13 protein-coding genes and 3 pseudogenes are annotated in these 12,591 nt (G+C 72.7%); 2 read left to right on the top strand and 14 right to left on the bottom strand.

Annotation, left to right across the window (positions count from 1 at the left end; all coding sequences use genetic code 11):
- The 5 genes and pseudogenes from H5J29_RS06990 to H5J29_RS07010 form a co-directional block, all read right to left on the bottom strand.
- Window positions 1-202: pseudogene (locus H5J29_RS06990) on the bottom strand (urease accessory protein UreF); the annotation flags it as partial.
- Window positions 202-1,938, bottom strand: a complete 1,737-nt coding sequence (locus tag H5J29_RS06995) for an urease subunit alpha (RefSeq protein ID WP_181780093.1) — start codon at window positions 1,936-1,938, stop codon at window positions 202-204. The gene H5J29_RS06995 and the pseudogene H5J29_RS06990, both read right to left, overlap by 1 nt.
- Window positions 1,935-2,306, bottom strand: coding sequence for an urease subunit beta (locus tag H5J29_RS07000; protein WP_181780094.1), 372 nt, complete (start codon window positions 2,304-2,306; stop codon window positions 1,935-1,937). The genes H5J29_RS06995 and H5J29_RS07000 overlap by 4 nt, the downstream gene beginning before the upstream one ends.
- Window positions 2,303-2,605 (bottom strand): urease subunit gamma, encoded by a 303-nt coding sequence (locus tag H5J29_RS07005; RefSeq protein WP_181780095.1) that lies wholly within the window; start codon window positions 2,603-2,605, stop codon window positions 2,303-2,305. Before H5J29_RS07005 ends, H5J29_RS07000 begins: the two co-directional genes overlap by 4 nt.
- An 84-nt stretch (window positions 2,606-2,689) precedes the next feature.
- Window positions 2,690-3,283 (bottom strand): hypothetical protein, encoded by a 594-nt coding sequence (locus H5J29_RS07010; protein ID WP_312858098.1) that lies wholly within the window; start codon window positions 3,281-3,283, stop codon window positions 2,690-2,692.
- A gap of 146 nt (window positions 3,284-3,429) precedes the next feature.
- Between H5J29_RS07010 and H5J29_RS07015 the strand changes: the two genes are divergently transcribed.
- Window positions 3,430-4,710, top strand: a complete 1,281-nt coding sequence (locus H5J29_RS07015) for an adenylosuccinate synthase (RefSeq protein ID WP_181780096.1) — start codon at window positions 3,430-3,432, stop codon at window positions 4,708-4,710.
- Window positions 4,711-4,806: 96 nt separating this feature from the next.
- On the opposite strand, the gene H5J29_RS07020 is transcribed toward H5J29_RS07015, so the two are convergent.
- The 3 genes and pseudogenes from H5J29_RS07020 to H5J29_RS07030 all read right to left on the bottom strand — a co-directional run.
- Window positions 4,807-5,220, bottom strand: a complete 414-nt coding sequence (locus H5J29_RS07020; RefSeq protein ID WP_181780097.1) for a PaaI family thioesterase — start codon at window positions 5,218-5,220, stop codon at window positions 4,807-4,809.
- Between the two features lie 123 nt (window positions 5,221-5,343).
- Window positions 5,344-6,537 (bottom strand): MarP family serine protease, encoded by a 1,194-nt coding sequence (locus H5J29_RS07025; RefSeq protein WP_181780098.1) that lies wholly within the window; start codon window positions 6,535-6,537, stop codon window positions 5,344-5,346.
- A 78-nt stretch (window positions 6,538-6,615) separates the two neighbouring features.
- Window positions 6,616-7,200: pseudogene (locus tag H5J29_RS07030) on the bottom strand (NUDIX hydrolase); the annotation flags it as partial.
- Here H5J29_RS07030 and H5J29_RS07035 point away from each other — a divergent pair.
- Window positions 7,197-7,388 (top strand): hypothetical protein, encoded by a 192-nt coding sequence (locus H5J29_RS07035; RefSeq protein WP_181780100.1) that lies wholly within the window; start codon window positions 7,197-7,199, stop codon window positions 7,386-7,388. The pseudogene H5J29_RS07030 and the gene H5J29_RS07035 overlap by 4 nt on opposite strands.
- Before the next feature lie 47 nt (window positions 7,389-7,435).
- Here H5J29_RS07035 and mobF read toward each other — a convergent pair.
- The 6 genes and pseudogenes from mobF to H5J29_RS07065 all read right to left on the bottom strand — a co-directional run.
- A pseudogene (gene mobF, locus H5J29_RS07040) lies at window positions 7,436-8,386 on the bottom strand (MobF family relaxase); the annotation flags it as partial.
- 190 nt (window positions 8,387-8,576) lie between these two features.
- A complete protein-coding gene (locus H5J29_RS07045) occupies window positions 8,577-9,374 on the bottom strand; it encodes a hypothetical protein (RefSeq protein ID WP_181780101.1) in 798 nt (265 codons plus the stop codon).
- Window positions 9,375-9,391: 17 nt separating this feature from the next.
- Window positions 9,392-10,042, bottom strand: coding sequence for a hypothetical protein (locus H5J29_RS07050; protein WP_181780102.1), 651 nt, complete (start codon window positions 10,040-10,042; stop codon window positions 9,392-9,394).
- Window positions 10,039-10,455, bottom strand: a complete 417-nt coding sequence (locus H5J29_RS07055; RefSeq protein WP_181780103.1) for a hypothetical protein — start codon at window positions 10,453-10,455, stop codon at window positions 10,039-10,041. Before H5J29_RS07055 ends, H5J29_RS07050 begins: the two co-directional genes overlap by 4 nt.
- A gap of 2 nt (window positions 10,456-10,457) precedes the next feature.
- The gene (locus H5J29_RS07060) at window positions 10,458-12,293 is read right to left on the bottom strand and encodes a type IV secretory system conjugative DNA transfer family protein (protein ID WP_181780104.1); all 1,836 of its coding nucleotides are present in this window, start codon (window positions 12,291-12,293) and stop codon (window positions 10,458-10,460) included.
- Window positions 12,294-12,296: 3 nt separating this feature from the next.
- Window positions 12,297-12,591: hypothetical protein (locus H5J29_RS07065; protein ID WP_220187084.1), on the bottom strand; the 295-nt coding region annotated here is incomplete at its 5' end.

The following is a 12,591-nucleotide window of genomic DNA, read 5'->3' on the forward strand; positions in this document are numbered from 1 at the left end:
TGCCCGCCGCCGTGCGGGCGGCTGCGGCGGCGAAGGCGGCCGCGATCAGGCCCGACGTCTGCAGCCGTCCGCGCAGGAACGACTCCAGGGTCGGGACGTCGCTCACCAGCGTCCGCGCCACCGCCTCCTCGACCCCGCCGGAGTGGACGTGCCCGCCGCCCGGGAACCGGGCGTCGGCGAGCACGAGGGAGGCGAGACCCATCAGAAGAGGAAGTACCGCTGGGCCATGGGGAGCTCGGAGACCGGGTCGGGCACGACGACCGCGCCGTCGATCCGGACCTCGAAGCTGTCCGGGTCGACCTTCACCTCGGGCGTCGCGTCGTTGAGCAGCATCGACGCCTTGGTGATGCCCCGGGTGTCGTCGACGGCCACGGCGCCCTTCGCCAACCCGGAACCGAAGCCGTGCTCCAGGGCCACCCCCGCCACGAAGTTCAGCGAGGTCGCCGAGGCCACCAGCGGCGCCGCCCCGAACTGCGGCCGCGCGAAGACCGGCTGCGGGGTGGGGATCGACGCGTTCGCGTCCCCCATCTGCGCCCAGGCGATGAACCCGCCCTTGAGCACGACCTCCGGCCGCACGCCGAAGAACTTGGGCTCCCACAGCACCAGGTCGGCGAGCTTGCCGACCTCGACCGACCCGATCTGCGAGGCCATGCCGTGCGCCAGCGCCGGGTTGATCGTGTACTTCGCCACGTACCGCTGGGCACGGGCGTTGTCGGCCGCGCCGTCTCCCGGCAGGGCCCCGCGGGCGGCCTTCATGACGTGGGCGGTCTGCCAGGTCCGGATGACCACCTCGCCGATCCGGCCCATCGCCTGCGAGTCGGAGCTCATCATCGAGATCGCACCGAGGTCGTGCAGGACGTCCTCGGCCGCGATCGTCGTGGGGCGGATGCGACTCTCGGCGAAGGCCAGGTCCTCGGGCACCGAGGAGTTGAGGTGGTGGCAGACCATCAGCATGTCGAGGTGCTCGTCGAGCGTGTTGACGGTGTGCGGGCGCGTCGGGTTGGTCGAGGACGGCAGCACGTTCGCCGCCGACACCACCTCGATGATGTCCGGCGCGTGCCCGCCGCCCGCGCCCTCGGTGTGGAAGGCGTTGATCGAGCGCCCGGCGATGGCCTCCAGCGTGGACTGGAGGAAGCCCGCCTCGTTGAGCGTGTCCGTGTGGATCGCGGCCTGGACGCCGGAGGACTCGCAGACGCGCAGGCAGGCGTCGATCGCGGCGGGGGTGGTGCCCCAGTCCTCGTGCAGCTTGAACCCGCCCGCACCCGCACGCAGCTGCTCCCACAGGGCGTCGGCGGACACGGTGTTGCCCTTGCCCATCAGCAGGACGTTGATCGGCAGGTGGTCGAGCGCCTGGAACATCCGCCTCAGGTTGCGCGGGCCGGGCGTGACGGTCGTGGCCTTGGTGCCCTCGGCGGGTCCGGTGCCGCCGCCGCCCAGGGTCGTGAGCCCGGCGGCGAGCGCGGTGTCGACCAGGCCGGGGGTGATGAAGTGGACGTGGACGTCGATCCCGCCCGCGGTGAGGATCTTGCCGTTGCCGGAGATCACCTCGGTGGACGGGCCGATCACGAAGTCGACGCCGTCCATCGTGTCCGGGTTGCCCGCCTTGCCGATCCCGGTGATGCGGCCGTCCGTGACGGCGATGTCGGCCTTCACGACGCCCCAGTGGTCCAGGATCACCGCACCCGTGATGACCAGGTCGGGAGCGCCCTCGGCCGAGGTCACGGCGGACTGGCCCATGGACTCGCGGATCACCTTGCCGCCGCCGAACATCACCTCGTCGCCGGACGCGGGCCCGCGGCTGCGGTCCTCGGTGACCTCGATCAGCAGGTTCGTGTCCGCCAGCCGGATCCGGTCGCCGGTGGTGGGGCCGAAGAGGTCGGCGTAGCGGCCGCGCTCGATCCGGGGCGCGGCGGCCGACGGGGTGGGAGGGGTCGTCATCCGCCGTAGTTCCTCTCGGTGGGGGTCGCGTCGCGCTCGTCGAGCGCGCCCGCCCACTCCGCACGCAGGCCGGGGACCGTGCGCGCGCCTGCCAGGGGCACCAGCGTGACCTCCTTCTCGACGCCCGGTTCGAACCGCACCGACGTCCCCGCGGGGATGTCCAGGTGGGTCCCCCAGGCCGCCTCGCGGTCGAACTCGAGGCCGGGGTTCACCGCCGCGAAGTGGAAGTGCGACCCGACCTGCACGGGCCGGTCGCCGGTGTTCGTGACGACCAGGGTGGTCCGGGGCCTGCCGGGGTTCAGCTCCACCGGCTCGTCGCCCGGGATGACCTGCCCGGGCGCCCAGCCCGAGGTGGGTCGCGTGCTCACGCGATCGGGGAGTGGACGGTGACGAGCTTGGTGCCGTCGGGGAACGTGGCCTCCACCTGCACCGAGTCGATCATCTCGGGCACGCCGTCGAGCACCTGCGCCCGGGTGAGCACGGTGCGCCCGGACGTCATCAGCTCGGACACGCTGCGCCCGTCTCGAGCCCCCTCCAGGACATGATCGGTGATCAAGGCCACGGCCTCCGGGTAGTTCAGGCGCAGGCCGCGGGACTGCCGGGCGCGGGCGACGTCGGCCGCGACGTGCACGAGCAGCTTGTCCCGCTCCTGAGGGCTCAGGTGCATGGCGACAGTTCTACGGCCCGCATGTTTCGCCCCCGTTTCGGGACCCATATATCCGCTGACGGAGCGTGATCGTGTCGTCGCAGGTCAGGGCCGTACCAGCAGCCAGTCCGCGGTGTGCCGGTACCAGGTCCAACGCGGCACGGGGCGGGGGTGCGGGACCCCCTCGACCTCCACGAACGCCTCCACGCAGCCGATCTGCAGGGCCCGCCCGGTGGCGGCCCGGACCTGCCTGCCGGGCAGGGCCGACACGCCGTCGGGCCCGGGGACGGCGACCAGCCGCTTCGTGCGCCCGCGCAGGACGAGCACGTTGTCGCAGTAGGCCTCGCCCTCGAAGTCGCGGACCACGCCGCGCCCCACGAGCACCCCGCCGGAGTCGTCCCGGATCAGCGGCGTCGGCCTCGCCGGGGCGTCGAGGGCGAGGGCCGCCGACCCGCTCCGGTCTCGCGGGAGGTTCCACGCCTGCGCCGCCGCGGACCGGCGGGTGGCGGGCACGAAGGCCACCTCGACGTCGAGCCGGTCCCGGCGCAGCAGCCTGACCAGCACGGACGCCAGATCGGCGTCGTCGCCGTGGACGATCACCCTGCGTGGTTCCCGCTCGTCGAGGACGGGATCGACGTCGTTCTTGCCGGGTCGCGCGGGAAGCGAGACCGCGGGCACGTGGGCCAGCACGCCGGGCACCCGTCCGAGGTGAGCCGCCGGGCGGCTACCGTGGAACGGGAAACGGCGCACCGGCCTGTCGCCACAGGTCAACAGCACCAGTTCCTGATCGATCGAAGCCACCTGATCGGTTACCCTCCCGCCGCAAGCCAGGACTGGAGTTTCACATGCCGGCGATCGTGCTGATCGGCGCCCAGTGGGGCGACGAGGGCAAGGGCAAGGCCACCGACCTGCTCGGTGGGAGCGTGCAGTGGGTGGTGCGCTACCAGGGCGGCAACAACGCCGGCCACACCGTCGTGCTGCCCGACGGGCAGGACTTCGCGCTGCACCTGATCCCCTCGGGCATCCTCACCCCGGGTGCGAAGAACGTGATCGGCAACGGCGTGGTCGTGGACCCCGGCGTGCTGCTGGAGGAGCTCGAGGGCCTCGAGAGGCGTGGGGTGGACACCACGGGCCTGATGATCAGCGCGGATGCGCACTTGATCATGCCGTACCACATCGCCATCGACAAGGTGACCGAGCGCTTCCTGGGCAAGTCCAAGATCGGCACGACGGGCCGCGGCATCGGCCCCGCCTACCAGGACAAGGTCGCGCGCGTCGGCGTCCGGGTGGCGGACGTGCTCGACGAGAAGATCCTCCACCAGAAGGTCGAGGCGGCCCTGGCGTTCAAGAACCAGGTGCTGGTCAAGGTCTACAACCGCCGCGCGCTGGACGTCGACGAGGTCGTCGAGACGGTGCTGCGCCAGGCCGAGGGCTTCACGCACCGGATCGCGGACACCCGGCTGCTGCTGAACCAGGCGCTCGAGGCGGGCGAGACGATCCTGCTGGAGGGCTCCCAGGGCACCCTGCTCGACGTCGACCACGGCACCTACCCCTTCGTGACCAGCTCGAACCCGACCTCGGGTGGTGCCGCGGTGGGCTCCGGCATCGGCCCCACGAAGATCGACCGGGTCATCGGGATCCTCAAGGCGTACACCACGCGGGTCGGCTCGGGCCCCTTCCCGACCGAGCTGTTCGACGCCTCCGGCGAGTACCTGCGCAAGACCGGCGGCGAGGTGGGCGTGACCACCGGGCGTCCCCGGCGCTGCGGCTGGTTCGACGCCGTGATCGGCCGGTACGCCCAGCGCGTCAACGGCATCACGGACTTCTTCCTCACCAAGCTGGACGTGCTGTCCTCGCTGCAGACCGTGCCGGTGTGCGTGGCGTACGAGGTGGACGGCAAGCGGGTGGACGACATGCCGATGACGCAGACCGACATCCACCACGCCGTGCCGGTCTACGAGGAGCTGCCGGGCTGGTTCGAGGACATCTCGCACGTGCGCTCGTTCTCCGAGCTCCCGGCGAACGCGCAGTCCTACGTGCACCGCATCGAGGAGCTGACGGGCGCCCCCGTCTCCGCGATCGGCGTCGGCCCGGGCCGCGACCAGACCATCACCCGCGACGTCTGACCGCGAGTCCCCCACTTCCGACGCGCGAGTCGGACACCAGGGCCCGCGAGTCCCCCACTTTCGACGCGCGAGTCGGACATGGGGGGTCGCGGCGGGTCACGGCCTGGGGCGGTGCCGGGCGAGGACGACCGAGGCCTTCGCGAGCACCTTCTCGTCGACGACGACCCGGCCGGTCGTGAAGACCGTCCGCCCACCCGCCCGGTCGACGGTCGTGTCGACCTCGAACCACCGGCCCACGTCGACGGGTTCGAGGTAGTCGAGCGTCATGGTGATGGTGCTGACCGTGGAGCCGTCGCCGAGGGCGAACCGGGTCCCGCGGGAGCAGGCGACGTCGACGATCGACGCGAGGAAGCCGCCGTGCGCGTTGCCGTGGGTGTTCGCGTGCTCGGGTCGGACGTGCATGCCGAACCGGCCGGTCCCCGGCAGCCAGTGGAACCGGCCGAGGTACTCGATGAACGGCGAGGTGACGATCGGCTCGAAGCCCGGGGGGACGTCGTCGTTCGAGTGCACGCGCGAGACGCTACGGCCTGCGCGGGGCGCGGAAGCGGCGGAGTGTCCGACTCGCGCGTCGGAAGTGGGGGACTCGCGGGTCCTGGTGTCCGACTCGCGCGTCGGGAGTGGGGGACTCGCGGGTCAGGCTGCGCAGGCGCCGGTCTGGGCTGCTCTGGTGGCTCCTGGAGCCGCGGCGAGTGCGGCGGCGACCTGGGGGGCGGTGAGGACGAAGCCGGTCTCCGAGTCGTCCAGGGCCGCGCCGAAGACCACGCCCAGCACCTGACCGTCCGGGGCGATCATCGGGCCGCCGGAGTTGCCGGACTGGACCTTGGCCCGGACCGTGTAGACGTCCCGGGTGACGGTGTTGGCGTCGTAGATGTCCGGGCCGCGGAGCTGGATGCGGTCCCGGACCTTGCCCGCGGAGATCGTGTACGGCCCGTCGAGCGGGTAGCCGAGGATGATCGCGTCGTCTCCGGCCTCGGCCGGGGCCTGCGCGAACCGCAGGGGGTCCGCGTCGAGCTCCGGGACGGCGAGCACCGCCACGTCCACCTCCGGGTCGTAGCTGACCACCCGGGCGTCGAGCTCCCGGATGCCGCGGGAGGTCTCGATCTCGACCGTGGTCTCGTCGGTGCCCGCGACGACGTGGGCGTTCGTCATGACCCGCTGGGGCGCCACCACGAACCCGGTGCCCTCCAGCTGTCGCTGGCAGGAGGGGGCCCGGCCGTGCACCTTCAGCACGCTGTCGCGCACCTCGGACACGATCGGCAGGTTGAGCAGCGCCGGGTCCGGCGGGCCGACCTGCTGGATCGGGGTGGCCTGGAAGGGGGACAGGACGTCGGGGAAGCCGGAGCGGTCCAGCAGGGTGCGCAGCTCGGCGGGCAGGGTGCGCGCCTGCTCCGGCATGACCGAGTCGACGCCCTTGAGCACCTCCGAGCTCCGCACGCTCGCGGCCAGGCCGGGGAAGCTCGCCGAGGCCAGCGGCAGCGCCACCAGCCACGCGGCGACCACCACGGTGATCGCCTGCACGACGGCGCCGAGCGTGGAGTCGACCGTGAGGACGCTCTCGCCGCGGATCCGGTCGCGGATCTTGCGGCCGAAGTACACGCCGATCGTCTCGCCGAGTGCCACCAGCAGCACCACCACGACGATGCTCACGATGATCCGCGTGGTCGGGGCCTGGATGCTGTCCACCAGCAGCGGCGCGATCCGCACGCCCAGGATCGCGCCACCCACGACGCCGACGAAGGACAGCAGCGCCACGGCCAGCCCGTGCCGCCAACCGGACACCGCCGCGACCAGGGCCAGGACGACCACGACGACGTCGACCCAGCTCATCGCTCGCCCTCGCCGAGGGCTGCGGGGCGCGGGCGCCGGGCCGGTGATCCGCTCGCACGCTCGCTCATGACGCCCGCCTCACGTGCCTGCAGCCTCCCGCCCGGTGTCCGACCGGGCAGCCGCCCACGCCGCGCCCAGGTCGAGGACCCGGGTCTCGTTCCAGGGATGTGCCCATCCCGCGCGATCCAACAGGGCGGACAATAGGCCCCCGGTGAAACCCCAGACGAGCACCCCCGCCACGAGGAACGCCGGACCGCGGTGACCGCTGGGATGGCTGACGGTGATCCGGTTCGCCGGGTCGGCCAGGTCGGCGATCGGGACCTGCAGGACCGTGGCCGTCTCCGCCGGGTCGACGGCGTGGACCGGGCTCGGCTGCGCCCAGTGCGCGAGCACCGGCGTGACGACGAACCGCGACGGCGGGATGAACATCTCCGGCAGCAGGGCGAGCGGCACCGCGCCCGCGGGATCCAGCCCCGTCTCCTCCTCGGCCTCGCGCAGTGCGGCCCCGACCGGGCCGGTGTCGCCGGGGTCGATCCGCCCGCCCGGGAAGGCGACCTGGCCCGCGTGGTTGCGCAGCGTGGTCGCCCGCTCGACGAGGAGCACCTCCGGCCCCTCGGCGAACAGCATGAGGACGGCCGCGCGCCGGGTCGCGTCCGACGGTGGCAGCTCGCGGTGCGGGTCTGACCGGCTCGTTCTTCACCGGCGCAGGCCTCACGGGCGCCTTCCGTGCCATGGCCGGGTCGGTCGCAGGATCGATGACCGGCACGTTCCCCGCCGTCGTCCCCGAGCAGCTGCGCAGCCCGAAGGCGCTGGCCAGGGTGGCGGCCTGGTTGATGCGCTCGCGCTCGTAGCTGGTCGGCGCCCGCCCGTGCCGGGACTCGAACGCCGACACGAACTCGGCGGCCTTCGCGGTGAGCTTGTGGCGGCGCGTCGAGATCAGCGCCATCGCCTCGGCCGGGACCCCGACGACCTCGCGGGCCTTCCCGTCCGGGCGGGTCGCCAACACCATCCCGAGGGCGGAGGTGATGCGTTCCTCGGTGGTGCGTTCGGCGACCGCCGCCCCGGCCGCGCGCCAGCGGTGGAGGCTGCGCCCGTCGAGGGTGCGCCACGCCCCGTCCGGACCCTCGACGCGGTTGAGGATCGTGTTGTGGATGTGCAGCTGCGGGTCCCGCTCGCGGGAGTCGTGCTGGAAGAACGACGCCACGGTCCAGTCGTGCGCGTCCGCGTGGCGGCCCGCCGCGCCGCCGTGATGGCCGATGCGGGTGTAGCCGGCCTTGTCCTGCAGGTAGGCCAGGCCGGCGTTGTTGCCCGCCCAGATCGCGTCCTCGACCGCCTCCCGGAACCGGCCCCATGCCGCCGCGGTATCGGCGTCCCCTGCTGTTCGGGCGGCGACCTCCTTGGCCTCGAACGCGGTGTGCAGCAGTGTCACCGACTTCTGAACGCTGAACGTGGCGTCGTAGAAGGAGACGTTGCGCCGGGCGTTCTTGCCCGCCTCGACACGGAGCTCGGCTCGGCGTTCAGGGGAGGCGTTCGGCTCCCGTTCAACGGCCTCGCTGTACAGCTTGTCCTCGGACCTGTACGCCCTGCCGGTGTGCCCCAGCGTCGGGACCTCGGCCCATCGCTGCGGATCCCGGAAGCCCTCGGCGCGCGGGTCTAGGAACCGTTCGTAGACCGCGCGCATGTCCCCGGCGTCGACCAGGCCGCGCAGGCCGAGCTTCTCGGCGCCGGCGCCCCACCAGCGGCCAGGAGGCTCCCCGTCGGCGACCGCGCCGGTGTAGTAGTTCTCCCGCCCGGTCGCGACCTCCTTGAGCAGGTACTCCGGGCTGTAGCCGTTGCCGATCCTCAGCACGACGCACCCACCACCCTCACCACTCGCGCCGCCATTTCAAGATCAACTAGAGGGGTGGTGATCCCCGGTCGGCCGAAGGCCGGACCGCACCCGACGATCGTGATGCAATGGTGTGAGTCCTTTGATCTTGGTCGTGGAGTGGTTCGTTCGGAGTAGTTGCGGTGGCTGTGGTCGTGGTTCTCGGTTCTGGTCATGGCGTGGTCTTCTGACTGGTGTCGGAGTGGCTGGCGTCGGTCGTGTTGGTGATCAGGTGCAGGGCGATGGGTGCGGTCTCGGGGCTGTTGTCGTCGCCGCGGAGCGACTTGAGCGCGGCGGAGGCGGTGCCGCGCGAGACGGCGGCGGCGTCCTGGAGCTCGGAGACGGTCGGCCAGGCGCGGTGGCGCTCGAAGTGCGCGCGGGCGAGGTCTCGGGCCTTCTCCCGGGCAGGCGCCGCAGCGGCTGCGGGTGGCTGAGCCAGGGACTGCGCGATCGCCCGTTCATCGGTAGGCCTCGACGGGTTGGCGGCCTCTCGCGGCCCGGCGACAGCCGGGCCGATCCCGTGCGTGACGGCAGGGTGGTTGAACGCCTCCGACGGCGCGGGCTGAACAGGGTCGACTGAACTCTGTACACCGTCGTTCGCTGAACGGCCGTCCTCGGCGAGCAGGTACAGCAGATGCGCGACCACCGCGGCCGCGACCGCGGGCCACGCCCCGATCCCGAACCGCAGCCACGGCGGAGCGGCCAGCGCGCCCGCATCACCGGCGAGGAACGCGGCCTGAGCGAGCCCGGACATCCCCGCGGCGACCACCACGACGGTCCAGGCATAGCGGGCTGCCGAACCCTGCAGTCGCGCGGTCGCGGTATAGGCGACGAGCGCGAGCCCATCGGTGATCAGCGGGTAGAGCCACGCCAGCGGCTCGGGGACCCGCGAGGCGACGGCGACCTCGTAAAGGCCGTGAGCGGTCGCGATCGCCGCGCCGATCGCCACTGCAAGGCCCGGCAGCCACACCGCCGACCGCTTCCAGCTCATCGCACACCTCCCCGCAGCGCCTCGCCGATGCGGCTGTCGGTCCGCGGCGGCTCGGGGGCGGGCTCCTCGCGGGCGTCCGCCCACCACCGGCCGATCCGGTCCAGGTCGGCCTCAGAGGGCACCGTGGGAGCGCCGGTGACCTGGTCGGGCCAGCCGGGGCGGGTCTGGTGGTTCTCCCGCGAGCACACCCCCGCCGTCGCCTTAATCCGCCGGACCACGCCGGGGCGCTGGCGGTCGTGCCAGTCCCCCGACAACGCCACCGACGCCGCCGGACCCTGGTAGGCGGCCGCCCAGGCGTGCATCAGCCAGAGCAGCTCCTCGACCACGTGCGGGTGCCAGCACCAGCAGTCCGGGAACGACTCGACCGCATCCGGGTAGCGCAGGTAGACGTGCGCGAGCCAACCCGCGACCTCGTCGAGCAGCCGCCCGGTCACCTCCGGGTCGGTCGGTGCCATCAGCCAGGACGGCGCCGGTGTCGGCGGCTTGCGCGCGCTGAGGGCGGCGACGGTCTCCCCCAGCTCGGCGAGCAGACCGGACAGTGCGTCCACCCGCGCCGGAAGCGGTGCCACCTGGCGGCGCAGCACATCGACGTCTCGGGCGAGGCCGGCCATCGCGGCGTCGGGCTCGGCGGGGCTGGGCGGGATCATGCCGACCACCCGTCCTCAGCCCGCTCGGCCCACTCGACGGCCTCCCGATCGGCGCGGGAGGCGTAGCCCGGGCTGTGCTCGCGATCGACCTCGGCGGCGGCGTGTGCCCACCCGGCAGCGTTGACCGCGGCGCGGGCGCGGGCGTCGGCGGGGGTCTCGCCCTGCTCGTAGTCGACCCATTCGTAGTCGCGGCGGATCTCCGCGACGTCCTCAGAGTCGAGGCCCCAGCGGTGCACCGAGTAGCCCAAGCGGGCACTGGTCTCGTCGAGGTAGTCCCGGACCATTGTCTCGGCGACTTCGCGCGAGCGGCCGGACTGCTCGGCGAGCAGCTCGACGGCCTCGCGACGGGTCAGCGGCGCCAAGTCCGGGTCGGGCTCGGGCCAGTCCTGCATCGAGAGGGCGTTGTCGGACACGGCTACTCCTCCCTCAGCGGAGTCGGGACGATCTCTCCATCGATGACCAGCACGTCGCCCGGCAGCGCTGGCGAGGCAGGTCGGGTGAACTGCGGGCCCGGCCAACCGGGCACCCAGCGCCGCAGCACCCACCGGACCGGCGGGACCTTGTCGACGCCGCGCACGATGCGGCCCGCGGTGTTCGGGCGGCGGCGAGCGAGGCGGGTCCAGCGCACGTCGCGGCGCCGCCAGGCCATCTGGGCCCACCCGACCACCGGGGGCATGCCCCGGCGGATCACCAGCACCTTCCCAGCGGGCAGGTTCGCGATCTGCGCCGGCGACAGCACCGAGGTCTTGCGGGTACCGCGAGCGACGGTGTTCCCGCGCGGGTCCAAGGTGTCGGCGGGCTCGTCGCGTTCCCCGGTGAGAGTGGACCAGAACTGCAGGTCGTCGCGGTCGCGGGTGCCGCCGAACACCATCACCGCCCCGGCGTTGTTCAGGATCGTCGCCGCCCCGTGCTCGCCGTAGCGGGCCAGCAGCTGCGCGCGCGACTGGACGACCACGAGGATCGACACCCCACGCCCGCCCATGTCCGCCGTCCACGATTCGAGGGGAACCGGGCAGATGAGGGCGGCCTCGTCGAGGGCGAGCCGCAGCCCTGGGTCGAGACGCCCGCCCGGCTTGGTCGCGGCGATCCGGCGGGCCTCGCGGGCGATGAACCCGGTCAACGCGCACACCAGCGGCGCCGTCGGGGACTCCTCGCCACCGAGCAGGAACACCGTCCCCCGCACCATGAGGAGGTCCCCGACGTCCAGGGGCCGAGCGCCCTCGGGGCCGAGCCCCGCAGCGGCTCTGGCTGGGGCGGAGGTGAGCCAGCCGAGGGCGGGCATGATCGTCGAGGTAATCGAGGTCCGGGTGCGGTCGTTGGTGGTCACGAACTGCTCGAACGACACCCCGAACCCCGGCTCCGGCGACCGCCGCAGCAACGCCGTCACCTCCTTACGCGCGGCTTCGGGGTCGGCGGTCCAGTCCATGACCTCCCGCATCGACCTGTGCCCCAACGCCGCGGCGTGCAGCAGCGCCTCCAGCACCCGGCGGCCCTGCAGCTCCCAGTACTCCCGGTCCCCGCCACCCGAGGAGGAGACGGCGGAGAGCAGGTCGGCGGCGCGTTCGGCGGCGGCGACGGGGTCCTGGCAGCCGGTCAGCGGGTCGAAGGTGACCGTCGAGGCCACCTCGCCGAGACCGGCCGGGTTGAACACCAGGACCGGGCCCTTGCGCTCGCGGTAGGGGGTGCACAGTTCGAGGAGGTCCAGGCGGGTGCTGGTGGCCAAGACGGCGCCGGGGGCATCGATGATCTGCCCGGCCAGCCACCCGGACTTCCCCGACCGCGGCCCGCCGACGGAGACGACGACGTCCTCGTTGGACGACCAAACCCACTGCCCACCTGAGCGGCACAGCCGTACCGCAACCTCGGGGACTGGGAGGGTCATCAGCTCCCACCGGGACAAAGTCTCCAGGGACGGGCGCACGGTCGGGGCGCGGCGCAGCATTGCCGCGGACCCGCCGAAGCGCACGATGTCCACCGACGACGCGACGCCCGACTTGCGTCGTGACCGTGCGCCCCAGCGGGACACGACCGATGCCGACCGCGTCCACCGGTACCGGAGGAAGACCAGCAACCCGATGGCGGGCACGAGCAGCAGCGGCCACGGCAGCGCCCGCAGGATCGTGAGCGTGGGCAGCAGGGCGAGCAGTCCGAGGCCGAGGGCGATTCCTCGAGCCCGGCGGGCCCAGGCCAGCAGCGCGCCGGCGACCAGAGCGAGCAGGAGCAGCGGGGTGGGGCTCCACAACACGTCCATGACTTAGTCCTCCCAGCCGGTGCGCTCGCGCCACGCCTGCACGTCGGCAAGGTGTCGCGCGCAGTCGTCGGTGTGGCCGGACTCGTTGTCGACCGGGTGCGACTCGAACGGCCCGCGGTCGCTCACCAGCTCGCCGCACGAGCCGCACCGCCACGACGTCGAGGACAGACGAAACAGCTCGCGCGGTCGCTCCGGCTCGCGTCCCTCGACCACGAAGGCGAACGCCACCTCACCGACCGGCTCACCGTCATCCGGGAGCCCGAGAGCCTCACCAACCTCCTCCCACGAGCGGCCCGCC

The sequence above is a fragment of the Pseudonocardia pini genome (assembly GCF_013870575.1).
Lineage (GTDB): Bacteria > Actinomycetota > Actinomycetes > Mycobacteriales > Pseudonocardiaceae > Pseudonocardia > Pseudonocardia pini.